General features: G+C 62.5%; 24 protein-coding genes. 11 read left to right on the top strand and 13 right to left on the bottom strand.

The annotated features are described in order from the left end of the window. The first annotated feature begins 53 nt into the window (after positions 1-53). Genes IB249_RS03435 through IB249_RS03400 form a run of 8 tightly spaced genes read left to right on the top strand, consistent with a single transcriptional unit; the run spans position 54 to position 6,046 of the window. Complete coding sequence (locus IB249_RS03435) at positions 54-809, top strand: heme ABC transporter permease (RefSeq protein WP_192302100.1); 756 nt, start codon at positions 54-56, stop codon at positions 807-809. Continuing rightward, entirely contained in the window at positions 806-982 is a 177-nt protein-coding gene (gene ccmD, locus IB249_RS03430) for a heme exporter protein CcmD (protein WP_064679077.1), read from the top strand. Before IB249_RS03435 ends, ccmD begins: the two co-directional genes overlap by 4 nt. After that, a complete protein-coding gene (gene ccmE / locus IB249_RS03425) occupies positions 979-1,434 on the top strand; it encodes a cytochrome c maturation protein CcmE (RefSeq protein ID WP_192302099.1) in 456 nt (151 codons plus the stop codon). Before ccmD ends, ccmE begins: the two co-directional genes overlap by 4 nt. Positions 1,435-1,437: 3 nt before the next feature. Beyond that, the gene (locus tag IB249_RS03420) at positions 1,438-3,426 is read left to right on the top strand and encodes a heme lyase CcmF/NrfE family subunit (protein ID WP_192302098.1); all 1,989 of its coding nucleotides are present in this window, start codon (positions 1,438-1,440) and stop codon (positions 3,424-3,426) included. After that, positions 3,423-3,959: a DsbE family thiol:disulfide interchange protein gene (locus IB249_RS03415; protein WP_192302097.1), complete on the top strand. Its 537-nt coding sequence runs from the start codon at positions 3,423-3,425 to the stop codon at positions 3,957-3,959. The genes IB249_RS03420 and IB249_RS03415 overlap by 4 nt, the downstream gene beginning before the upstream one ends. Then, a complete protein-coding gene (locus tag IB249_RS03410) occupies positions 3,956-4,429 on the top strand; it encodes a cytochrome c-type biogenesis protein (protein WP_192302096.1) in 474 nt (157 codons plus the stop codon). Before IB249_RS03415 ends, IB249_RS03410 begins: the two co-directional genes overlap by 4 nt. Next, on the top strand, positions 4,426-5,628 hold the full coding sequence (gene ccmI, locus IB249_RS03405) for a c-type cytochrome biogenesis protein CcmI (RefSeq protein WP_192302095.1): 1,203 nt from the start codon (positions 4,426-4,428) through the stop codon (positions 5,626-5,628). Before IB249_RS03410 ends, ccmI begins: the two co-directional genes overlap by 4 nt. 13 nt (positions 5,629-5,641) lie before the next feature. Continuing rightward, positions 5,642-6,046, top strand: a complete 405-nt coding sequence (locus IB249_RS03400; protein ID WP_192302094.1) for a hypothetical protein — start codon at positions 5,642-5,644, stop codon at positions 6,044-6,046. Positions 6,047-6,204: 158 nt separating this feature from the next. On the opposite strand, the gene IB249_RS03395 is transcribed toward IB249_RS03400, so the two are convergent. The 9 genes from IB249_RS03395 to gcl all read right to left on the bottom strand — a co-directional run bounded on the left by IB249_RS03395 (position 6,205) and on the right by gcl (position 17,038). Then, a complete protein-coding gene (locus IB249_RS03395; protein WP_192302093.1) occupies positions 6,205-7,410 on the bottom strand; it encodes an MFS transporter in 1,206 nt (401 codons plus the stop codon). 158 nt (positions 7,411-7,568) lie between these two features. After that, on the bottom strand, positions 7,569-8,564 hold the full coding sequence (locus IB249_RS03390) for a sulfate ABC transporter substrate-binding protein (protein WP_192302092.1): 996 nt from the start codon (positions 8,562-8,564) through the stop codon (positions 7,569-7,571). Positions 8,565-8,657: 93 nt separating this feature from the next. Then, on the bottom strand, positions 8,658-9,482 hold the full coding sequence (locus tag IB249_RS03385) for an ion transporter (protein WP_192302091.1): 825 nt from the start codon (positions 9,480-9,482) through the stop codon (positions 8,658-8,660). Between the two features lie 21 nt (positions 9,483-9,503). After that, complete coding sequence (locus IB249_RS03380; protein ID WP_192302090.1) at positions 9,504-10,412, bottom strand: urea transporter; 909 nt, start codon at positions 10,410-10,412, stop codon at positions 9,504-9,506. A gap of 108 nt (positions 10,413-10,520) precedes the next feature. After that, positions 10,521-11,936: a pyruvate kinase gene (gene pyk / locus IB249_RS03375; RefSeq protein WP_192302089.1), complete on the bottom strand. Its 1,416-nt coding sequence runs from the start codon at positions 11,934-11,936 to the stop codon at positions 10,521-10,523. Further along, positions 11,923-13,206: a glycerate kinase gene (locus tag IB249_RS03370; RefSeq protein WP_192302088.1), complete on the bottom strand. Its 1,284-nt coding sequence runs from the start codon at positions 13,204-13,206 to the stop codon at positions 11,923-11,925. The genes pyk and IB249_RS03370 overlap by 14 nt, the downstream gene beginning before the upstream one ends. 91 nt (positions 13,207-13,297) lie before the next feature. Then, positions 13,298-14,188: a 2-hydroxy-3-oxopropionate reductase gene (locus IB249_RS03365; protein WP_192302087.1), complete on the bottom strand. Its 891-nt coding sequence runs from the start codon at positions 14,186-14,188 to the stop codon at positions 13,298-13,300. Positions 14,189-14,342: 154 nt separating this feature from the next. Then, positions 14,343-15,125 carry a hydroxypyruvate isomerase gene (hyi, locus tag IB249_RS03360; RefSeq protein WP_192302086.1) on the bottom strand — a complete coding sequence of 261 codons (783 nt, stop codon included), beginning with the start codon at positions 15,123-15,125 and terminating at the stop codon, positions 14,343-14,345. Between the two features lie 137 nt (positions 15,126-15,262). Then, complete coding sequence (gcl, locus tag IB249_RS03355; RefSeq protein ID WP_192302085.1) at positions 15,263-17,038, bottom strand: glyoxylate carboligase; 1,776 nt, start codon at positions 17,036-17,038, stop codon at positions 15,263-15,265. Positions 17,039-17,315: 277 nt separating this feature from the next. Between gcl and IB249_RS03350 the strand changes: the two genes are divergently transcribed. After that, positions 17,316-17,756, top strand: a complete 441-nt coding sequence (locus tag IB249_RS03350; RefSeq protein ID WP_192302084.1) for a GlcG/HbpS family heme-binding protein — start codon at positions 17,316-17,318, stop codon at positions 17,754-17,756. Positions 17,757-17,870: 114 nt separating this feature from the next. On the opposite strand, the gene IB249_RS03345 is transcribed toward IB249_RS03350, so the two are convergent. Further along, a complete protein-coding gene (locus IB249_RS03345) occupies positions 17,871-18,476 on the bottom strand; it encodes a TetR/AcrR family transcriptional regulator (protein ID WP_192302083.1) in 606 nt (201 codons plus the stop codon). Positions 18,477-18,611: 135 nt separating this feature from the next. Between IB249_RS03345 and IB249_RS03340 the strand changes: the two genes are divergently transcribed. Then, the gene (locus tag IB249_RS03340) at positions 18,612-19,526 is read left to right on the top strand and encodes a DUF808 domain-containing protein (RefSeq protein ID WP_192302082.1); all 915 of its coding nucleotides are present in this window, start codon (positions 18,612-18,614) and stop codon (positions 19,524-19,526) included. A 71-nt stretch (positions 19,527-19,597) separates the two neighbouring features. On the opposite strand, the gene IB249_RS03335 is transcribed toward IB249_RS03340, so the two are convergent. Both IB249_RS03335 and IB249_RS03330 read right to left on the bottom strand, forming a co-directional pair. After that, entirely contained in the window at positions 19,598-20,386 is a 789-nt protein-coding gene (locus IB249_RS03335; protein WP_192302081.1) for a VacJ family lipoprotein, read from the bottom strand. Next, a complete protein-coding gene (locus tag IB249_RS03330) occupies positions 20,379-21,677 on the bottom strand; it encodes a serine/threonine protein kinase (RefSeq protein ID WP_192302080.1) in 1,299 nt (432 codons plus the stop codon). The genes IB249_RS03335 and IB249_RS03330 overlap by 8 nt, the downstream gene beginning before the upstream one ends. Positions 21,678-21,901: 224 nt before the next feature. On the opposite strand from IB249_RS03330, the gene IB249_RS03325 reads away from it, so the two are divergent. After that, entirely contained in the window at positions 21,902-22,270 is a 369-nt protein-coding gene (locus IB249_RS03325; protein ID WP_192302079.1) for a hypothetical protein, read from the top strand. On the opposite strand, the gene IB249_RS03320 is transcribed toward IB249_RS03325, so the two are convergent. Then, complete coding sequence (locus tag IB249_RS03320) at positions 22,267-23,862, bottom strand: beta (1-6) glucans synthase (protein ID WP_192302078.1); 1,596 nt, start codon at positions 23,860-23,862, stop codon at positions 22,267-22,269. The two genes, IB249_RS03325 and IB249_RS03320, sit on opposite strands and share 4 nt — an antisense overlap. Between the last annotated feature and the right edge of the window lie 25 nt (positions 23,863-23,887).

Genomic DNA, 23,887 nt, shown 5'->3' with positions numbered 1-23,887 from the left:
CAAAGACCCAGCGCTGCTCGTGATGACGAGTGGCAACCGTGATGGAAACAGCAATGAACTGGACCTGGTTTCATAAGCTCGGCTCACCCAAGTGGTTCTATGGCATCAGCGGCAGACTGTTGCCCTGGCTGAGCATCGCCGCACTGTTGCTGATCGGCGTCGGCGCCGTCTGGGGCCTGGCCTTCGCGCCGCCGGACTACCAGCAAGGCAACAGCTTTCGCATCATCTATATCCACGTGCCCACCGCGTTGCTGGCCCAGTCCTGCTACGTGATGCTCGCGGTGTGCGGCATCGTCGGGCTGGTGTGGAAAATGAAGCTGGCCGATGTCGCGCTGCAGTGCGCGGCGCCCATCGGTGCCTGGATGACCGCCGTGGCGCTGGTCACCGGCGCGATCTGGGGCAAGCCGACCTGGGGCTCGTGGTGGGTCTGGGATGCACGACTGACGTCGATGCTGATCCTGCTGTTTCTGTACTTCGGTCTCATTGCACTGGGCAACGCCATCAGTAATCGTGACAGTGCGGCCAAGGCCTGTGCGGTGCTGGCGATTGTCGGCGTGATCAATATCCCGATCATCAAGTACTCGGTGGAGTGGTGGAACACCCTGCACCAGGGCGCGACCTTCACCCTCACGGAAAAACCGGCGATGCCGGCGGAAATGTGGCTGCCACTGCTGCTGATGGTACTGGGCTTCTACTGCTTCTTCGGTGCGGTGCTGTTGTTGCGCATGCGCCTTGAAGTGCTCAAGCGCGAGGCCCGCGCCAGTTGGGTCAAGGCAGAAGTGCAGAACAGCCTGGAGGCCGCTCGATGAGTTTTGCTTCATTCGGCGATTTTCTCGCCATGGGCCATCATGGCCTGTATGTCTGGTCGGCCTATGGCATCTGCCTGGCGGTGCTGGTTCTGAACGTGGCGGCGCCAGTCCTGGCCCGCAAGCGGTATCTGCAACAAGAGGCGCGTCGTTTGCGCCGGGAGAACGGCAAGTGAATCCGCTGCGTAAAAAGCGTCTTATCATCATTCTCGCGATTCTGGTCGGTGTCGGCGCAGCCGTCGGCCTGGCCCTGAGCGCCCTGCAACAGAACATCAACCTGTTTTACACGCCGACCCAGATCGCCAATGGCGAAGCGCCTCTGGACACACGCATCCGTGCCGGCGGCATGGTCGAGAAGGGGTCGCTGCAACGTTCCGGCGACTCGCTGGACGTGAAGTTCGTCGTCACCGACTTCCAGAAGTCCGTGACCGTCAGCTACCGCGGCATCCTGCCGGACCTGTTCCGCGAAGGGCAGGGCATCGTTGCCTTGGGCAAGCTCAACGCCGAGGGTGTGGTGGTGGCCGACGAAGTGTTGGCCAAGCACGATGAAAAATACATGCCGCCCGAAGTGACCAAGGCTTTGAAAGAAAGCGGTCAATCTGCTCCAACGCCCGCGAAGGAGGGTTGATCGATGACTTCCGGTCTTTTTATCCCGGAGCTGGGCCATCTGGCGATGATCCTGGCACTGTGTTTTGCCTTGTTTCAGGCCGTGGTGCCGTTGCTCGGCGCCTGGCGCGGTGACCGCCTGTGGATGAGCCTGGCGCAGCCGGCCGCCTGGGGCCAGTTCGCCTTTCTGGCGTTTGCCTTCGGCTGCCTGACCTACGCCTTCATGACCGACGACTTCTCGGTCGCCTATGTCGCCAGCAACTCCAACAGTGCGTTGCCGTGGTACTACAAGTTCAGCGCCGTGTGGGGTGCCCATGAAGGTTCGCTGTTGCTCTGGGCATTTATCCTGGGCGGCTGGACCTTTGCGGTCTCGGTCTTCTCCCGGCAGTTGCCGCAGGTGATGCTGGCGCGGGTGCTGGCGGTGATGGGCATGATCAGCAGCGGTTTCCTGCTGTTCCTGATCCTCACCTCCAACCCGTTCTCGCGCATCCTGCCGCAGATCCCCGCCGACGGCCGTGACCTCAATCCGTTGCTGCAGGACATCGGCCTGATCGTGCATCCGCCAATGCTCTACATGGGCTATGTCGGATTCTCCGTGGCGTTCGCCTTTGCCATCGCCGCCTTGCTCGGCGGTCGCCTCGATGCCGCCTGGGCGCGCTGGTCGCGTCCGTGGACCATCGTCGCCTGGGCCTTTCTCGGTATCGGCATCACCCTGGGGTCCTGGTGGGCCTACTACGAACTCGGCTGGGGCGGCTGGTGGTTCTGGGACCCGGTGGAAAATGCCTCGTTCATGCCATGGCTGGTGGGCACCGCGCTGATTCACTCGTTGGCGGTCACCGAAAAGCGCGGCGTGTTCAAGAGCTGGACCGTGTTGCTGGCCATCGCTGCATTTTCGCTGAGCCTGCTGGGTACGTTCCTCGTGCGCTCCGGCGTGCTGACCTCGGTCCATGCATTTGCCTCCGACCCTGAGCGCGGCGTGTTTATCCTGATGTTCCTGCTGTGCGTGGTCGGTGGCTCGCTGACGTTGTTCGCCCTGCGCGCGCCGGTGGTCAAGAGCCAGGTCGGCTTCAACCTCTGGTCCCGGGAAACCCTGTTGCTGGGCAACAACCTGGTGCTGGTGGTCGCCGCGTCGATGATTCTGCTGGGCACCCTGTACCCGTTGATCCTCGATGCGATGACCGGTGCCAAGCTGTCCGTTGGCCCGCCTTACTTCAACGCGCTGTTCATTCCGCTGATGGCCGTGTTGATGGTGGTGATGGCGGTCGGCGTGCTGGTGCGCTGGAAGGACACCCCGGTCAAATGGCTGGTCGGCATGCTGACCCCGGTGTTGCTCGGCAGCGCCGCACTGGCCGTGGTGGCGGGCGTCGCTTACGGCGATTTCAACTGGGCGGTGATCGCGACGTTCATGCTCGCCGCGTGGGTGTTGCTGGCCGGTGTGCGCGACATCTTCGACAAGACTCGCCACAAGGGCCTGATCAAGGGCTTGCCGACCCTGACCCGCAGCTATTGGGGCATGCAGGTGGCGCACCTGGGGATCGCCGTGTGCGCGCTGGGTGTCGTCCTGTCGAGCCAGAACAGTGCCGAGCGCGACCTGCGCCTGGCACCGGGCGAATCGATGGAGCTGGGCGGTTATCAGTTCCTCTTCGAAGGTGCCAAGCACTTCGAGGGCCCGAATTTCACCTCCGACAAGGGCACCGTGCGGGTGATCCGTGACGGCAAGGAAGTCAGCGTGCTGCACCCGGAAAAACGCCTGTATACCGTGCAGAACTCGGTGATGACCGAAGCCGGGATCGACGCCGGATTCACCCGTGACCTGTATGTTGCCCTCGGTGAACCCCTGGGCGACGGTGCCTGGGCGGTGCGTGTACACGTCAAGCCGTTCGTGCGCTGGATCTGGTTCGGCGGTTTGCTCACAGGCCTGGGCGGAGTGCTGGCCGCGTTGGACCGGCGCTACAGGGTCAAGGTAAAAAGCCGCGTGCGGGAAGCACTGGGCATGAGTGGAGCCACTGCATGAAACGTTGGTTGATGCTGTTGCCACTGGCGATTTTTCTGGTGGTTGCTATTTTCCTGTATCGCGGGCTGTACCTGGACCCGGCCGAGTTGCCTTCGGCGATGATCGGCAAGCCGTTCCCCGAGTTTTCCCTGCCAGCGGTGCAGGGCGACAGGACCCTGACCCGGGCCGACATCGTCGGTAAACCGGCATTGGTCAACGTGTGGGGCACCTGGTGCATTTCCTGCCGGGTCGAGCACCCGGTGCTGAACAAACTGGCCGAGAAGGGGGTGGTGATCTACGGCATCAACTACAAGGACGTCAACGCCGACGCCTTGAAGTGGCTGGCGGAGTTCCACAACCCGTATCAACTGGACATCCGCGATGACGAGGGCACGCTCGGCTTGAACCTGGGCGTGTACGGTGCTCCGGAAACCTTCTTCATCGACGCCAGGGGCATCATCCGCGACAAGTTCGTCGGGGTGATCGACGAGCAGGTCTGGCGCGAGAAACTGGCGGCCAAGTACCAGGCCCTGGTGGACGAGGCCAAGCCATGAAGCGCTGGATTGCCGCGACCATCCTCGGATTGAGCATCGCGGGGGTGGCCCACGCCGCCATCGATACCTACGAGTTCGCCAGGGAAGCCGATCGCGAACGCTTTCGCGAGCTGACCAAAGAGCTGCGTTGCCCCAAGTGCCAGAATCAGGACATCGCCGATTCCAACGCACCGATCGCCGCCGACCTGCGCAAGGAGATTTTCCGCATGTTGGGCGAGGGCAAGGACAACCAGCAGATCATCGACTTCATGGTCGATCGCTACGGTGATTTCGTCCGTTACAAACCGGCCCTGACGGCCAAGACCGCGTTGCTCTGGTTTGGCCCGGCCGGCCTGTTGCTGGGCGGCGTGGTGGTCATCGCCGTGATCGTCCGCCGCCGGCGCGTGCAACAACGTGCCGAGAACCGGACCGAGCTTTCCTCTGAAGAGCGTGAGCGCCTCGACCAACTGTTGGATAAAAACCAAGAATGATTGATTTCTGGCTCGCTGCAGGTCTGCTGCTACTGGTTGCCCTGAGTTTTCTGCTGATCCCCGTTCTGCGCGGCCGTCGGGCCCAGCTTGAAGAGGATCGTACTGCCCTGAACGTCGCGCTGTATCAGGAGCGCGTGGCCGAGTTGCAGACCCAGCAGCAAGAGGGTGTTCTCGACAACGCGCAAATGGACAGCGGCCGTGCCGAAGCGGCCCGTGAACTGCTGGCCGACACCGAAGGTGCCGATACGCCGCCGTTGTCACGCCTGGGCAAAACGTTGCCCCTGTTGGCCGCTGTGTTGGTCCCGCTGCTGGGCCTGGGGCTGTATCTGCATTTCGGTGCCAGCGACAAGGTCGAACTGACCCGCGAGTTCGCCCAGGCGCCGCAGTCGATGGAAGAAATGACCCGGCGCCTGGAACGCGCCGTCGCCGCGCAGCCGGATTCGGCCGAAGGCCTGTACTTCCTCGGCCGGACCTACATGGCGCAGGATCGTCCCGCCGACGCGGCGAAGATCTTCGAGCGCACGGTCAACTTGGCCGGACGTCAGCCCGAGCTGTTGGGGCAATGGGCCCAGGCCCAGTATTTTGCCGATGGCAAGCAGTGGTCGGACAAGGTCCAGGCCCTGACCGATGAAGCGTTGAAGGCCGATCCGAAGGAGGTCACCAGCCTCGGCTTGCTGGGCATCGCCGCGTTCGAAAGTGCGCGTTATCAGGACGCCATCGACTACTGGACGCGCCTGTTGACGCAACTGCCACCGGAAGACAATTCCCGCGCTGCGCTGCAGGGTGGTATCGACCGGGCGACGGAAAAACTCGAGGCCAGCGGCGGCAAAGTGGCCAAGGCGCCGGTTGCCGCCAAGACGGCGCTGCTCAAGGTCAGCGTCGATCTGGCGCCGGAGCTCAAGGCCAAGGTTCAGCCGGGCGACAGTGTGTTCATTTTCGCCCGCGCCGTATCCGGCCCGCCGGCACCGCTGGCGGCCAAGCGCCTGACCGTGGCCGACTTGCCGGCGACCGTGGAACTGGGCGATGCCGATGCGATGATGCCGCAGTTGAAACTGTCCAACTTTCCTGAAGTCCAACTGGTTGCACGCATCTCCCGCGCCGGTCAACCGACTGCCGGTGAGTGGGTCGGTCGCAGCCAGCCTATGGCCAGCAGCACCACCGCGGCGCAGAAACTGACCATCGACAGCCCGGACCAATAACAGGAAAGCCGCCATGACCGTTCTCGCACGTATCACCCTCCTCAGTCTGGTGTTGGGGTTAAGCGCGTGTGCGGTCCAGCGGCCCGAGCCCACGCCGCTGCCACCGATCCCGCCCGCGCAACCCAGCCCGACGCCTTCGACCAGCCCGGCGCCCGGCAAGCCTGGTGTCCCGGCCAAACCTGCCAAGCCGCTGCCCCGCACGTCCGCCAGCTTCGCGCCACCGCCGGGGGGCAACAGTCATTGGGATCAGAAAATGGGCGTGTATGTGCTCGACGATCAGCCCAACACTTTCTATCGCCAGCGCACCTATTACCGCTGGAACAACGGCTGGAGCCGCTCGATCAGCCCCAACGGGCCGTGGGAAGATACCGATATCCACGGCGTCCCGGGTGGCCTGGGACGGCAATTCGGGCAATAGGAAAAGGCGACCTCCGGGTCGCCTTTTTTGTGCCTGTTGAATACCGGAAGGTGGGAGCGACGCCGGTTTGCCGCTGATGGCGCTGGCGGGCTTGCCCGCGAAGAGGCCGACAGAGTCAACGGAGATATCAGCAGACCTGCTCGTGAGCTTTTGCTGCGCTATGCCGCCGCTAACGAGGCCTTCCGTGAAACACTCAAAAAACGCAACAATGCCAACAGTGGAAAGGTGCTGCCCACGATCACGATCCACAACCAGCCACCGTGCTCGTACACCGCACTGGCCACCGAGGAGCCGAACGCGCCACCGATGAAAATGCTGGTCATGTACAAAGCGTTCAGGCGACTGCGGCTTTTGGCGTCCAGGGCGTAGACCGCGCGCTGGCCCAAGACCATGTTCATCTGCACGCAGAAATCCAGAACCACACCGGTGACCGCCAGACCGATGACGCTGTAGACCGGATGGATGAAGGCGGGCAGGAAGCTCAGGCTGGCGAACAGCAAGGCGAGCAACGAAGCGATGCGGGTGTGCCCGGCGTCGGCCAGACGACCGGCAATGGGCGCGGCGATGGCACCGATGGCGCCCACCAGGGCGAAGATCGCGATCTGGGTTTGCGACAGACCATGACTGCGTGCCAGTTCCAGCGGTACGGCGGTCCAGAACAGGCTGAACGTCGCGAACATGCAGCCCTGATAAAACGCCCGCTGGCGCAGGACCGGCTGTTGTCGCAGCAGTGTCCACAGCGAACCCAGCAACTGGCCATAAGAGGCACTGTGATCGGGCTGGCGCTTGGGTATCGTCAGGGCGAGCACGATGCTGATCGCCGCCATCAACAGCGCCGCGATCACAAACATCGCGCGCCAGCCAAAATGGTCGGCCACGACACTGGACACCGGTCGCGCCAGCAGAATCCCCAACAGCAGACCGCCCATGATGCCGCCGACGACCCGGCCGCGTGTCTCTTCCGGCGCCAGATGCGCTGCCAGCGGAATCAGGATCTGCACCGACACCGAGCTGAACCCCACCAGCAACGAGATCAACAGGAACACGTTGGGTTGATCGGTGAACGCAGCGCCCAACAGGCTGGCGATGGCCACCACCGTGGTGATGATCATCAACCGACGGTTCTCCAGCAGATCGCCCAGCGGCACCAGGAAGAACAGGCCCAGCGCATAGCCGATCTGGGTCAACGACACGATCAGGCTGGCCAGGGTGCTGCTCAGGCCGACGTCCGGCGCGATCAGGTCGATGATCGGTTGCGCATAGTAGATGTTGGCGACGATGGCGCCGCAGCAGAAGGCAAACAGCAGCACCATGCCTCTGGTCATTGTCGCGGCGCCGTGGGGCAACGGGTTGGCTGGGTTCATCACGTGTCTCATTGAGCAGATTCGAAAGCGCGCAGGCTAAACGGCTGCGGGCATCGGCGGAAGAGGGTTTGCAGTGATAGGACTCATCAGGTCGCATGATGTTTCAGGACAAAAAAAGGCGACCTCTTCAGGCCGCCTTGTTCATGGTCGATCAATGCTTACTGGGCGTAGATCTGATCGAAAATCCCGCCGTCATTGAAGTGGGTTTTCTGCACGGTGCGCCAGTCGCCGAAGGTTTTCTCCACCGACAGGAAGTCCACTTTCGGGAAACGATCGGTGTACTTGGCCAGTACCGCCGGGTCGCGCGGACGCAGGTAGTTGGCGGCGGCAATTTCCTGGCCTTCCGGCGACCACAGGAACTTCAAGTATTCCTCGGCAGCGGCGCGGGAGCCTTTTTTCTCGACGACTTTGTCGACCACCGACACTGGTGGCTCGGCTTCGGCGGACACGCTCGGGTAGATGACTTCGAACTGGTCGCGACCGAACTCGCGGGCAATCATTTCCGCTTCGTTTTCGAAGGTTACCAGCACGTCGCCGATCTGGTTGGTCATGAACGTGGTGGTGGCGGCGCGGCCACCGGTGTCGAGCACCGGCGCCTGTTTGAACAGTTTGCCGACGAATGCCTTGGCCTTGTTCTCGTCGCCGCCGTTCTTCAGTACATAGCCCCAGGCGGACAGGTAGGTGTAGCGGCCGTTGCCCGAGGTTTTCGGGTTCGGCACGACCACTTGCACGCCGTCCTTGAGCAGGTCAGGCCAGTCTTTCAGGGCTTTCGGGTTGCCTTTGCGCACGATGAACACCGTGGCCGAGGTGAAAGGAGCGCTGTTGTTCGGCAGGCGGGTGACCCAGTTGTCCGGGACCAGTTTGCCATTGTCCGCCAGGGCGTTGATGTCGGTGGCCATGTTCATGGTGATGACGTCGGCCGGCAGGCCGTCGATGACCGAACGCGCCTGCTTGCTGGAACCGCCGAACGACATCTGGATGGTGATGTTTTCCTTGTGCTCGGCTTGCCAGTGCTTCTGGAACGCAGTGTTGTAGTCCTTGTAGAAATCGCGCATCACGTCGTAGGACACGTTGAGAAGGGTCGGTGCGGCCTGAGCCACGCTGGTCAGGGCCAGGCCTGCGGCCAGAAGTGAGGCGCCAAAGAGTTTTTTCACTGCGCATTCCTTGTTCGAGATTAAAGGTGAGGCATTTTGCCAGCGACTATAACCGGGCCTGCATAGGCCTTTAAAGATTAAAAAGCACTTTGCTTATTCCAGTTTCTTAAACAGCGCATTGCCACAGCGCGAACAGAATGCGGCGCCATGCTCATGGCTGTTTTTCCTGCAGACCGGGCAATCGTGTTGCAGTTGTTCACCGCGCATGGCGTTGGCCAGTTCGGCGGTGAAGATCCCGGTCGGTACGGCGATGATCGAGTAACCGGTGATCATCACCAGGGACGATATCACCTGGCCCAGCGGGGTCTTCGGCACGATATCGCCGAAGCCTACGGTGGTCAGGGTCACGATAGCCCAGTAGATGCCTTTGGGAATGCTGGTAAAGCCATGCTCCGGGCCTTCGATCACATACATCAGCGTGCCGAACACCGTGACCAACGTGCAGACGCTGACCAGGAACACCACGATCTTCTGCTTGCTGCCCCGCAAAGCCGACATCAGGTAGTTGGCTTGCTTGAGGTACGGGCTGAGCTTGAGTACCCGGAATATCCGCAGCATCCGTATGATCCGGATGATCAGCAGGTATTGGGCGTCGGCATAGTAGAGGGCGAGGATACCGGGCACGATGGCCAGCAGATCCACCAGCCCGTAGAAGCTGAACGCATAACGCAGCGGCTTGGGCGAGCAGTACAGGCGCAGGATGTACTCGCCGAGAAAGATCACCGTAAAGCCCCACTCGATGTACGCCAGGACATTGGCGTAGTTCTTGTGGACGGTGTCGATGCTGTCGAGCATCACGATCACCAGGCTGCTGAGGATGATCAGCAGCAAAATGCCGTCGAAACGCCGGCCGGCCCGGGTGTCGGTCTGAAAAATCATGACGTAGAGCTGTTCACGCCAGTTTTTGTTGCTGTCCATGGATAACGCCTGACTCGAAGATCAGCGCAGCCTAGGTTGATTGTCGCCGTGAGCGCAAGGATCGACAGGGGTTTTGCCGAACATTTGGCGGGCGGCGCGGATCAGCCAGCAGGCGAGGATGAATGGCGCGGTGAGTGTCGCCAGGCCGACAGCGGCGAACAGCGGCGTCAGCAGCAAGGCCAGGACAATGCCCGCCAGTGGCAGCCAGGGTGGCTGGCGCTGCGTGCTGAAGGCCAGGGCGGCCAACACCGCGTTGGCACCGCCCAGACCCGCCAGCGCGGTGGCGGTCTCATGGTGCAGCAGGCTGGAGCCCAGGCCGAGCATCGAGGCCGTCAATGCCCAGCCGAACACCCGGCGGTCGGCGATCAGCAAACCGACGGCAATCATCGCCCCGGCCAGCGGATGTTCGAGGAACATCACCTGGCCGATTCCCCTGAACGCTGCGGCCAACAGGTTAGCCGTGTTCAGGTCGATCAGCGGGGGCATGACCGACGGTGTGGCGAAACACAGCAGCAGCCAGCTCAGGCCCACGAACGGTGCGGTGTAGGCGGGCACGCAGTGATTGACCCGGGCACGCTTGAGCCACTGCTGGGTGATCATCGCACTCAGGCCGCCGGCTGCCAGGATCAGCAGCGGCATCATCGGCGACCAGGGGAAATACAGGCTCAGCAACAGGCCGAGCAACACGCCGTTGTAGCTGAACAGGCCCGCCTGGCGATCGGCCTTTGCATAGTTGCGTCGTTGAGCGGTGAGCAGCCCGGCGACGCCCCCGAGCAGTGCGCCGCCCAGCAGCGCCGGTGCGGTGAACAGGATGGCGCACAGGCACAGCAGGCCGCAGAGCGGGTGGCGCTGGAGGAAGACCTGACTGAAACCGTTGAGCAGGGCTTCGGCCCAGTCGGGGCAGTGGCTGTTGAAGTGATTGGCAGGCATGGCAGTTCAAGAAGTCAGTGGGATCGAGTTGCCCTCATCGCGAGCAGGCTCGCTCCCACACCATCCACTGTAGGAGCGGGCTCGCTCGCGAACGGGGCGACGCAGCCGCTAGATAAGGGTCTCGATACGCAGCGAGTTGGTCGACCCCGGCTGCCCGAAGGGCACACCCGCCGTGATCAGCAGGGTGTCGCCACGCTCGGCCATGCCCTGGGCCTGGGCAATTTCCAGCGCGGTGGAACACACCTCATCCACCTGGCGCAGGCGATCGTTGACCACTGAGTGCACGCCCCAGGCCACGGTCAGGCGACGCGCCGCCTGCAGGTTCGGCGTCAGGTTGAGGATCGGCACCGTCGGCCGTTCCCTCGCGGCCCGCAGGCTCGACGTCCCCGACTCGCTGTAGTTCACCAGCACCGCCACCGGCAGCACGTTGCTGATCCGGCGGATTGCGCAACTGATTGCATCGGACACCGTGGCTTCAGCCCTGGGACGGCTGACGTCCAGTTGGGTCTGATAGTCCGGGCCGTTCTCCACCTGACGGATGATCTTGCTCATCATCTGCACGGCTTCCAGCGGGTACTCACCGGAGGCGGTTTCCGCCGACAGCATGACCGCATCGGCACCCTCGGCCACGGCATTGGCGACATCGGTGACTTCAGCGCGGGTCGGCGCCGGGGAGAACCGCATCGATTCAAGCATCTGCGTCGCCACCACCACCGGTTTGCCGAGCTGGCGGCAAATGCCGATGATGGTCTTCTGAATCTGCGGCACGCTTTCGGCCGGGACTTCCACGCCCAGATCGCCGCGAGCGACCATGATCGCGTCGCTCAATTCGGCGATTTCCCGCAGTTGCGTGACGGCCGAGGGTTTCTCGATTTTGGCCATCAGGAACGCTTTGTCACCGATCAGTGCACGTGCCTCGCGCATGTCTTCCGGGCGTTGCACGAACGACAGCGCGACCCAGTCCACGCCGAGTTCCAGGCCGAAACTCAAGTCGCGGCGATCCTTGGCGGTCAACGGGCTCAGCTCCAGCACCGCTTGTGGCACATTCACGCCTTTGCGGTCGGACAGCTCGCCGCCATTGAGCACGGTGGTGTCGATGGCGTCGCCGACCTTGCTGACCACCCGCAGGCGCAGCTTGCCGTCGTCCAGCAGCAGGTCCATGCCCGGCTCCAGTGCGGCAATGATTTCCGGATGCGGCAGGTTGACCCGGCGCTCATCGCCCGGGGTCGGGTCCAGGTCCAGGCGCAGGGCCTGGCCGCGATGCAGTTGCACCTTGCCCTCGGCGAACGTGCCAACCCGCAGTTTCGGGCCTTGCAGGTCCATCAGGATGCCCAGCGGATAATTGAGCTGGCGCTCGACTTCACGAATCCACCGGTAGCGCTGGGCATGGTCGGCATGATCGCCATGGCTGAAGTTCAGGCGAAAGATGTTGACCCCGGCCTGCACCAGTTCGCGGATGTCGTCGATCCCGCCGATGGCGGGGCCCAGGGTGGCGAGGATCTTGACCTTTTTATCGGGCTTCATGGTGAGGGCTCTCGAGAATCAGAATGGCGCGGAAGTCGTTGACGTTGGTGCGGGTCGGTTCCGTGACGATCAGGGCGTCGAGCGCGGCGAAATACCCGTAGCCATTGTTGTTGTCCAACTCGTCACTGGCGCTCAGGCCCAGCGCCGTGGCGCGGGCGTAGCTGTCCGGGGTCATGATCGCGCCGGCGTTGTCCTCGGAGCCGTCGATGCCATCGGTATCACCGGCCAGCGCGTAGACGCCGGGCAGGCCTTTGAGGCTGTCGGTCAGGCTCAGCAGGAATTCGGCGTTGCGCCCGCCACGGCCATTGCCGCGCACGGTGACGGTGGTTTCGCCGCCCGACAGAATCACGCAGGGTGCCGCCAGCGGCTGGCCATGCAACACCACCTGGCGGGCGATGCCGGCATGGACTTTGGCCACTTCGCGGGATTCGCCCTCCAGGTCGCCGAGGATCAGCGGGCTGAACCCGGCCTGACGGCACTTCACCGCCGCCGCCTCCAGCGACTGTTGCGGGCGGGCGATCAACTGAAAGTGGCTGCGGGCCAGGCTCGGATCGCCAGGTTTGACGGTTTCCGATGCCGGGTTTTGCAGCCAGTTGCGCACGGACGCCGGCACCTCGATGGCGTAGCGCTTGAGGATCGCCAGCGCCTCGGCCGAGGTGCTGGGGTCGGCGACGGTGGGTCCGGAAGCGATGACCGTGGCAAGATCCCCCGGCACATCGGAAATCGCGTAGGTGTAAACGGTGGCTGGCCAGCAGGCCTTGCCCAGGCGCCCGCCCTTGATCGCCGAGAGGTGCTTGCGCACGCAGTTCATCTCGCCGATGGAGGCGCCGGAGGTGAGCAGGGCCTTGTTGATCGATTGCTTGTCGGCCAGGCTGATGCCCGCCGCTGGCAGGGCGAGCAACGCCGAACCGCCACCGGACAGCAGGAAGATCACGCGGTCGTCTTCCGTCAGGCCGCTGACCAGTTCGAAGACGCGCCTGGCCACCGCCTGACCGGCCGCATCGGGCACCGGGTGCGCGGCCTCGACCACTTCGATTTTTTCGCAGGGGGCGCCGTGACCATAACGCGTCACGACCAGACCGGACACTTCGCCCTGCCAGCAGCGCTCGACTACCTGGGCCATGGCGGCGGCGGCCTTGCCGGCACCGATGACAATCACCCGACCGCTGCGGTCGGCTGGCAAGTGCGCTTCGAGGACGTGCTGCGGATGGGCCGCGTCGATGGCTGTGGCAAACAGCTCGCGCAGCAGTTGTTGCGGATCGACCGACATGGCGGGCTCCCGGGATTCTTGTTATTGGAAGGGGTCACTCGGAACCTTGTGGGAGCGGGCAAGCCCACTCCCACAAGGGGGCGTGCGGGGCTTACTGATCGCGAATCGAGAAGTTCGCCATGTGCTCCAGGCCCTTGATCAGCGCCGAGTGGTCCCAGTTGCTGCCGCCGATGGCTGCGCAGGTGCTGAACACTTGCTGGGCGTTGGCAGTGTTCGGCAGATTGATGTTCAGTTCCTTGGCGCCTTGCAGGGCCAGGTTGAGGTCCTTCTGGTGCAGGCTGATGCGGAAACCTGGATCGAAGGTGCCCTTGATCATGCGCTCGCCATGCACTTCAAGGATCTTCGACGAAGCGAAGCCACCCATCAGCGCTTCACGCACCTTGGCCGGATCGGCACCGTTTTTCGACGCGAACAGCAAGGCTTCGGCCACCGCCTGGATGTTCAGCGCGACGATGATCTGGTTCGCCACCTTCGCGGTTTGTCCGTCGCCATTGCCACCGACCAGGGTGATGTTCTTGCCCATGGCCTGGAACAGCGGCAGGGCACGTTCGAAGGCATCTGCCTCGCCGCCGACCATGATGCTCAGGGTCGCGGCCTTGGCGCCGACTTCACCGCCGGACACCGGGGCGTCGAGGTACTGCGCGCCTTTCTCGTTGATCCTGGCCGCGAAGGCTTTGGTGGCCGTCGGCGAGATCGAACTCATGTCGATCACCACCTTGCCTTTGCCGACACCGGCAGCCACGCCGTCGGCGCGGAACAGCACGTCGTCGACCTGCGGGGTATCCGGCACCATGACGATGATGAACTCGGCTTCCTGGGCGACTTCTTTCGGGTTCGCCAGGGCGATGGCGCCAGCGGCGACCAGATCGGCCGGCGCCGCATCGTGATGCGCCGACAGGAACAGGCTGTGACCGGCTTTCTGCAGGTTCGCCGCCATTGGGTGGCCCATGATGCCGGTGCCGATGAATCCGATTTTAGCCATGAGAAATTCCTCTTGTTTTTGTCTTGCTCAAGCAAAGGGGGGTGCTGCTTTTTGTGGGGGCGAGCCCTGCTCGCGATAGCGGTTTGGCAGGCAATACAAGCATTGAAAGTGCCACCCTCATCGCGAGCAGGCTCGCTCCCACATAGGATCCGGGTCAGATCGCGTTGTGGGTTTTCAACCAGCCCAGACCTGCTTCGGTGGTGGTCAGCGGCTTGTATTCGCAACCCACCCAACCCTGGTAGCCAATGCGATCCAGGTGTTCGAACAGGAAGCGGTAGTTGATTTCACCCGTGCCCGGTTCGTTGCGCCCCGGGTTGTCGGCCAGCTGGATGTGGTTGATCTCGCCCAGGTGCGCGGCCATGGTGCGGGCCAGGTCGCCCTCCATGATCTGCATGTGATAGATGTCGTATTGCAGGAACAGGTTGGGGCTGCCCACCTGTTCGCGAATCGACAGGGCCTGGGCCGTGTTGTTCAGGTAGAAGCCCGGGATGTCGCGGGTGTTGATCGCCTCCATCACCAGCTTGATGCCCACCGCCTGCAGCTTGTCGGCCGCATACTTGAGGTTGGCGACGAAGGTCTTTTCCACGGTGGCGTCATCGACGCCCTGTGGGCGAATGCCGGCCAGGCAGTTGACCTGGGTGTTGCCCAGCACTTGCGCATAGGCAATTGCCAGGTCGACACCGGCGCGGAATTCTTCAACGCGATCCGGCAGGCAGGCCAGACCGCGCTCGCCCTTGGCCCAGTCACCGGCCGGCAGGTTGAACAGCACCTGGGTCAGGCCGTTGGCATCGAGCCGGGCCTTGATCTCGGCGGAGCTGAAGTCGTAGGGGAACAGGTACTCGACGCCACTGAAGCCGGCCTTGGCGGCAGCTTCGAAACGGGCGAGAAAATCCTGCTCGGTGAACAGCATGGACAGGTTGGCTGCGAAACGCGGCATGGTGGTCTCCTGTAAATCTTGTGAGGTCCCCTGTGGGAGCGAGCCTGCTCGCGATGAAACCGGTGTGTTCAGCCTCCCTGTAATCTGACACACCGCTATCGCGAGCCTGCTCGCTCCCACAGGGGAAAGTTCAATCTTCAATCAAGCATCGAAATCGCCGTCGGTGCGTCGTTGCCGACCAGTGCCAGGTCCTCGAACTCGTTGACCGCGTTGATCTCGGTGCCCATGGAAATGTTGGTCACGCGTTCCAGGATAATCTCGACGATCACCGGCACCTTGAACTCTTCGATCAACGCTTCGGCCTTGCGCAGGGCAGGGGCGATGTCGGCCGGTTCGAATACGCGCAGCGCCTTGCAGCCCAGGCCTTCGGCCACCGCGATATGGTCGACACCGTAACCGTTGAGTTCCGGTGCGTTCAGGTTATCGAAGGACAGCTGCACGCAATAGTCCATGTCGAAACCGCGCTGGGCCTGACGGATCAGCCCCAGGTACGAGTTGTTGACCACGACGTGGATGTACGGCAGCTTGAATTGTGCGCCCACGGCCAGTTCTTCGATCATGAACTGGAAGTCGTAGTCGCCGGACAGCGCCACGACCTTGCGGCTCGGATCAGCCTTGACCACGCCCAGTGCCGCCGGAATGGTCCAGCCCAGGGGACCCGCCTGGCCGCAGTTGATCCAGTGACGCGGCTTGTAGACGTGCAGAAACTGCGCGCCGGCTATCTGCGACAGACCGATGGTGCTGACGTAGCAAGTGTCCTTGCCGAACACCTGGTTCATCTCTTCGTAGACGCGTTGCGGCTTGACCGGCACGTTGTCGAAGTGGGTCTTGCGGTGCAGGCTGGCCTTGCGCTGCTGGCAGTCCTGCAGCCAAGCGCTGCGGTTTTTCAACTTGCCGGCGGCTTGCCACTCGCGAGCGACCTCGATGAACACGGTCAGCGCGGCGGCGGCGTCGGAGACGATGCCCAGGTCCGGGGTGAACACACGGCCGATCTGCGTACCTTCGATGTCCACGTGAATGAATTTGCGGCCTTCGGTGTACACCTCCACCGAACCGGTGTGACGGTTGGCCCAACGGTTGCCGATGCCCAGGACCACGTCCGACTTGAGCATCGTCGCGTTGCCGTAACGGTGCGAGGTTTGCAGGCCGACCATGCCGACCATCAACGGGTGATCGTCGGGAATGCTGCCCCAGCCCATCAGCGTCGGGATGACCGGGATACCGGTCAATTCGGCGAACTCTACCAGCAGGTCGCTGGCATCGGCGTTAATGATGCCGCCACCGGCCACCAGCAATGGGCGTTCGGCCTGATCCAGCAAGGCCAGGGCTTTTTCCACCTGGACGCGGGTGGCACTGGGCTTGGCCAATGGCAGCGGCTGATAGGCGTCGATGTCGAATTCGATTTCCGCCATCTGCACGTCGAACGGCAGGTCGATCAGCACCGGGCCTGGACGACCGGAGCGCATTTCGTAGAACGCCTTCTGGAACGCGTAGGGCACTTGGCCCGGCTCCAGAACGGTGGTTGCCCACTTGGTCACCGGCTTGACGATGCTGGTGATGTCGACAGCCTGGAAGTCTTCCTTGTGCAGGCGGGCGCGGGGTGCTTGCCCGGTGATGCACAGGATCGGGATGGAGTCCGCAGAGGCACTGTAGAGCCCGGTGACCATGTCGGTGCCGGCAGGGCCAGAGGTGCCGATGCACACGCCGATGTTGCCAGCCTTGGTGCGGGTGTAACCCTCGGCCATGTGCGAGGCGCCTTCGACGTGGCGAGCGAGGACGTGATCGATGCCGCCGACCTTTTGCAGGGCGGAGTACAGCGGGTTGATTGCGGCGCCGGGAATGCCAAAGGCGGTTTCAACCCCTTCACGGCGCATCACCAGAACGGCGGCTTCGATTGCTCTCATTTTGCTCATGGTTTTGTGCCTCTTTACGTTTTGTAATTGTATACAAGTGGCTTTGCGCCGAGTTTATTCACGGCAGGCCGTGCAGGTCAATCCATTTTCTCAAGCAGCTGTTTCATTCGTCGGAAGGCCGTTTTGCTGTGGTTTTTCGTCGCCCATAACGAATTCAGAAAATTATTGTATACAAAAACATACTTCATTGTGTTCTATTTGTTGTATTCGGCTGCGGCGAAAGTGTCAGAGAAATGCGCAGCCCCCGCTTTCCCAATCACGAAATGAGGACGGCACCATGAGCGCTTTAACCTTGAAAGTGGCAGTCAACCTGGCTAACGAAGCCATCAACGCGGGGCGGGCTATCGGCGCCGCCCCCCTGACCATTGCGGTCCTGGATACAGGCGGGCACCTGATCACCCTGCACCGCGAAGACGGTGCGAGTCTGCTGCGCCCCCACGTCGCCATCGGCAAGGCCTGGGGCGCCATCGCCCTGGGCAAGGGCTCGCGCCTGCTGGCGCTCGACGCACAACAACGCCCGGCCTTCATCGCCGCCCTCAACAGCCTGGGGCAGGGCAGCGTGGTGCCGGCACCGGGCGGTGTGCTTGTTCGGGATCAGGACGGGAATGTGCTCGGAGCGGTGGGGATCAGCGGAGATCTGTCGGATGTGGATGAACAGTGCGCGATCAACGCGATCGAGGCGCTGGGGTTGAGGGCGGATGCGGGGGTGGTGGCTTGAGTTTGGTTGCTTGAACGAGCGCTTTCGCGAGCAAGCCCGCTCGCACGCTGGATCTTCTGTGCTCACGAGACCCTGTGGCGGCGGGCTTGCTGGCGCTCGCCGCGTGGTGATTCCTCAGTCCAGCTCACACCCCTTGAGCACCAGCCGGATAATCGTTTGTGCCGCAGCTTCATAGTCCGCTTCGTCGAGCTTTTCCTTGCCGGTGACCGCCGTGATCTGCCAGTCGAAGTCGGCGTAGGTCTGGGTCGCGGCCCAGATGCTGAACATCAGGTGATGCGGGTCGAGGGGGGCGATCTGGCCGCGGTCGATCCAGGTCTGGATGCAGGCGATGTTGTGCCTGGCCTGGCTGTTGAGCTGTTCCACCAGGTCGGTGCTCAGGTGCGGGGCACCGTGCATGATTTCGCTGGCGAACACTTTCGAGGCGAAGGGCAGGTCGCGGGAGATGCGGATTTTCGAACGGATGTAGCCGCTCAGCACGTCACTGGGTTTGCCTTCCGGATTGAAGGGCGTCGACGCCTGCAGGATCGGCTCGATGATGCTTTCCAGAACCTCGCGGTAAAGGTTTTCCTTGGTCTTGAAGTAGTAGTAGACGTTGGGTTTGGGCAATCCCGCCTTGGCGGCAATGTCGCTGGTTTTGGTCGCAGCGAAGCCCTTGTCGGCAAACTCCTCACTGGCGGCACGCAGTATCAGTTGTTTGTTGCGCTCGCGGATCGTGCTCATAAACCAGGGGGTTCCTTGCCTGTTCTGGCGGTTGCGCATGGTAGCACCGGCCTTTGGCGGCGCTCAAGAATGCACCATGCGGCGCGCGGCCGCGCTATGCTGCAAGGCATTCATTGAATGAAGGAAGCGCGATTCATGGCAGGAAGCAGCTTGCTGTTGCTGATCGACGACATTGCCGCCGTACTGGACGACGTCGCGTTGATGACCAAGATGGCCGCAAAGAAAACCGCTGGCGTGCTGGGCGATGATCTGGCCCTCAATGCCCAGCAGGTCAGTGGCGTGCGTGCCGAGCGGGAAATTCCCGTGGTGTGGGCGGTGGCCAAGGGCTCGTTCGTCAACAAGCTGATCCTGGTGCCATCGGCATTGGCCATCAGCGCGTTCATTCCGTGGCTGGTCACGCCGCTGTTGATGGTCGGCGGCGCTTACCTGTGCTTCGAAGGCTTCGAAAAACTGGCGCACAAGTTCCTCCACAGCAAGGCCGAAGATCAGGCGGAGCATGCTGAACGGGTCGAGGCCGTGGCCGATCCGGCGGTGGACCTGGTGGCCTTCGAAAAAGACAAGATCAAGGGGGCGATCCGTACCGACTTCATCCTCTCGGCGGAAATCATCGCCATCACCCTCGGCACCGTGGCCGGCGCCGCGCTGACCCAGCAGGTGCTGGTGCTGTCCGGCATCGCCATAGTCATGACCATTGGTGTTTACGGTCTGGTCGCCGGTATCGTCAAACTCGATGACCTGGGCTTGTGGTTGACGCAAAAGCCGGGGCAGATCGCCAGGCGCATCGGTGCAGGCATTCTGCGTGCGGCACCGTACATGATGAAAAGCCTGTCGGTGATTGGCACGGCGGCGATGTTCCTGGTGGGCGGCGGCATTCTGACTCACGGTGTGCCGCTGGTGCATCACTGGATCGAGGGTGTCAGTGCCGGAGCGGGTGCAGCCGGGTTTGTCGTGTCGATGCTGCTCAATGGGCTGGCGGGGATTGTGGCGGGGGCGGTGGTGCTGGCGGGAGTGATGGCGGTCAGTAAAACCTGGAAAGCGCTGAAAGGCTGAAAGGCTGAAGCCGACCCCTGCAGACAGGTGGGAGCGAGCCTGCTCGCTCCCACCGTACATCGGGGTGATCGTTACTCGGCAATCTGCAACTTGCGCGATTCGGTGTACACGTACCGCACCTTCTCGTACTCGAACGGCGAGTTCAGCTGACCGTAGCGGAAGCTGGTCTGATAGCGCTTGTCGACGGCGCGCAGAAGCCACACTTCCGGGTGGTTGGAGCTGACTTCGGCCACATTGAGGAAGTTGATCGCATTCTCGGCGCTGAAGTCCACCACCAGGCCACCGGTATCCCGCAGGTTCGACGGTCCGAGAATCGGCAGGACGAAGTACGCGCCGGCGGGGACGCCGTAGAAGCCCAGGGTCTGGCCAAAGTCTTCGCTCTGGCGCGGCAGGCCCATGGCGGTGGCCGGGTCCCACAGGCCGGCGATGCCAATGGTGGTGTTGAGCAGCAGGCGCCCGGTGATTTCCATCGAGCGTTGACCCTTGAACTGCAACAGGCTGTTGAGCAGGTTGGGCACGTCGCCCAGGTTGTTGAAGAAGTTGCTGACCCCCGTGCGCAGGAAACTCGGGGTGACGTAACGATAGCCGTCGACCACCGGCAGGAAGATCCATTGGTCGAAGCGGTAGTTGAAGTGGTAGACGCGACGGTTCCATTCTTCCAGCGGGTCATAGACGTTCAGCGCGCTCAGCGTCGAACGCTCGAACTCGCGTTGATCCAGTCCCGGGTTGAACTTGAGCTTGCTCAACGGTTCCTTGAAGCCATCACTGTCGATGACCACGGGTGCGTTGGCCTTGCTGTTGTCGGCATTGGCGGTGGTTGCACAGAGCAGCGCGGCGATAAGCAGGAGGTATTTAGCCACGGAAGAACTCCAGCATGGCGTCGCTGTTGACGCGGTAGTTAAGGTTGCCGCAGTGGCCGCCCAGTGGGTAGACGGTCAGGCGATCGCCAAAGGTGCGGCGCAGGAAACCGAGGTCGCCGGGGCCGAGGATCACGTCGTCGGCATTGTGCATGACGGCGATTTTCGGGCTCTTGCGCAGGTAATCCTCCAGCGCATACATGCTCACCTGGTCGATCAATTGCAGCAGGCTGCCGCCATCGGTGCGGGCGCGCCACATCGGGATCACCTGTTCGGTGATATAGCAGTCGAAGTCACATTGCAGCGCGCGCTTGAGGTAAGGCGTGAGGCTGGTGCCTTCGGTGATCGGCGTCTTGGGCGGCGTGATCAGGCCACGGCGGTTGATCAGGTCCGAGGTGAAGGCAATGTCGGCCGCCGAAAAGCGGAACGAGGTGCCGATCAACATCGCCATCTGTTCGTTGGTCAGGTGTTGCTTGGACTGCTGGAAGTCGTAGAGCAACGCGTCGTTGAGGTCGATGTAGCCTTTCTGCTGGAAGTAGCGGGTCAGTTTGTTCAGCACCAGCTCATAGAAGGTGGTGGTGTTGTTGATGCCCTTGACCTCGGTCTGGACCAGCTTGTCGAGGTTGGTGATCGAGGTGTAGAGATTGACCGGCGGGTTGAGCAGCAGCACTTTCTTGAAGTTGAAGCTGCGGCGGGTTTCGTCCAGGTGGGCGACGAACGCGGCATCCAGTGCGCCCAGGCTGTAGCCCGACAGGTAGTAATCGGTGACCGGCAGTTTCGGGTTTTGCGCCCGCACCGCCTGCATCACGCGGTACATGTCCTCGGCGTCGTCCTTGCTGATGCCGGGGGTGGCAAAGCGCGACGCGGCGCTGATGAAGTCGAAACTGGTCGGCGACGACAGTTGCACCACGTGGTAGCCAGCCTTGTAGTAAAGCTTTTTCAGGTACTCGTTCAGAGTGCTGTCGTAGCGTGCGCCGGTGCCGGCGATCAGGAAGATCAACGGTGCGGGCTTGTCCTGGGTGGCGATGCGGTAGGTGAGTTTTTTCACCGGCCAGAAGTTGTCAGGCAACTGGAACTCGCGCTCCGGGCGTAGCGCGAGGGTGTGGTCCGATTGATTGATGTCGTCATCCAGCGGCAGCTCCGGACGCAGGTCGGGCGGTGTCGTGGCGATGGTGGCTTCAAACGGGTTGGTCAAAGGGTAGCCATAACTGGCGGCGTCGATATCAGCCGCCAGTGCGGACGCACTCAATATAAGGCCGCTAAACAAGGCGGCGAAGCGCAAGGAACGGAGCATGACTGAATCCCTTAAGGAAAGGTGCCGAATGAAGTTCGCAGGCTATGACCACGGCAAATGCGCCAAAGTGCCATGCATCGGCACCAAACAGGCCTGATTTCGGAGTAATAGTAGCTGGACGATACACTTTGCAGTGATTGGATGACCAGTTAACTGTTGTTAGCGTTTGCTTAACGCTGTTGGGCGATTAAGCTGACGGCCGTTTTCGATGATTGGAGTGCTTCATGTCCCGCCGCCTGCCCGTGATTCTTCTGCTCGTTTTGCTGCCGTTGTGGCTGGCCGCCAGTTATGGCGCGCGTTACGGCTTCATGGAGGATGCGCAGTGGGTCGGCGTCTGCGTCGATGAGGCGAGTCGCTGGGAATGCCAGGTCCGTTCGAACCTGGGCTTGATGATTCACTTCAAGGTCTTGGGCTGGGGCGCCCTGGCCTGCGCCCTGACCGGTTTCGTGTTGCCAGGGCGGGCAGGGTGGTGGCTGGCGGTGCTGGCGCTGGTGCTCGGGTTGCCGGCACTGGCGTTGTACAACACCACACTGGCGGTGTTTGCGGTGGTGATCGCCGGGTTGCGGCTGGTGCGGGCGTCTCGCGGCGCTTAAGCCTTGCGCACCCGCAAGCTGCGCCACAACGCCGCCACCATCAACCCACTCACCAGCGCCCAGCCCCAGGCTTGCTGGTTTTCCAGCCCTTCACGAAACAGCTGCGGCGCGATGCCGGCACCGATGATGAAGGTCAGCAGCGCAATCTCCCGACGCGGCACGCTCACCGGCCGGCACAGGTAGACCAGCGCCGGCACGATGAACGCCACGCTGGGAAAGCTGCGATAGCGCGGGTCGAACACCAGTTCCAGCATCGACACCGCCGCTGCAAACCCGATCAGCGCCAACAATCCGCCTGATCGGCGTTCGAAGGCATTGAACGCCCGTTCCCGCCAGCCGGTGCGTGCACTCAATGTCAACGCCGCGTGCGCCAGTACCAGCAGGTTCAGCGCCGTCAGCAAGGCCACCCACAGCCACTCACTGGTAAAGCGGGTGGTCACCCGGGCCAGGTCGCCCCAGGCGCCCAGCGAGCAGGCCGCCAGCGCCCCCAGCAGCGGCAGTACCAGAGCTGCACGGGTATTTCGCACGCGACCGCCCAGGATCAGCGTCCCGAGGAAGATCAGCCCGCCCACCCCCAGCCACTGTGACCAGTACGGCACGTTCGACACCGGACCGGCCAGCACGCCTTTGTCCTGGCGGTCGGCATCGAACAGGCCCCAGTACCCGCCGACCGCCCCTTCACTGGCGCGTTTCCACGGCTGGTCGAAGGCCTCGATCAGGTTGTAGTGCCAGCCTTGCTGTTCGGCCATGGCCACAAAGCCGCGAATGAACTTGGCTTCGTTGACTCGACTCGGCAGCGCCGTTTCGCGCTGACGGCCTTCGCTGGGCCAGCCGGTTTCACCGATCATCACGTCCTTGGGCGCGAACTTGTCGCCGAACACCTGACGCACTTCGGCAACATGTTGCAAGGCGGCGTCGATGTTGGAGGGATCGTCTTCCCAGTACGGCAGCAGGTGGATGGTCAGGAAATCCACCGCAGGGGCGATTTCCGGGTGTTTGAGCCAGAACTCCCAGACGTCGGCGTAGGTGACCGGCTGCTTGACCTGGCTTTTGACCTTGTTGATCAGCCTGGCCAGCTGCGCGCCGGTGACTTCCTTGCGCAGCAGGGTTTCGTTGCCGACGATCACGGCGGTCACGACGTCCGGGTTGGCATTGGCCGAGGCGATCAGCAGGTCGACTTCCTTGGCGGTGTCCACCGGGTTGCTGTTGACCCAGGCACCGATCATCAACTTGAGCCCATGTTTGCGCGCCAGATCCGGCAAGGCCTCGAGGCCGGTCATGGAGTAGGTGCGGATGCATTCGAAGCGGGTGGCCAGCAGGGCCAGATCGGCGTCCATGCGCTCGGGACGCAACTTGAAGGGCTGGTCGAAGGGCGACTGGTCCTTGTCGAACGGTGTGTAGGAGGCACATTGCAACTTGTGCGTCGCGCTGGCCACATCCGGCAGGATCACCGGTTGGCCAAGGCCATACCAAAAGCCGCCCAGGGCAAACAGGCCCAGCAGACAGGCGAATACATAGGCAGCAAAAGGAAAGCGTGAGGTCGCGGACATGGTCAGGCCGTGTGGGAGCAAAGCGGCGCATGTTACCTGCATTTGTCCCGGGATTGATGGCCTGCAT

Origin of the sequence: Pseudomonas sp. PDM04, from assembly GCF_014851765.1 — a bacterium.
Classification (GTDB): Bacteria; Pseudomonadota; Gammaproteobacteria; order Pseudomonadales; family Pseudomonadaceae; genus Aquipseudomonas.
This window is presented reverse-complemented; position numbering and strand designations above follow the sequence as displayed.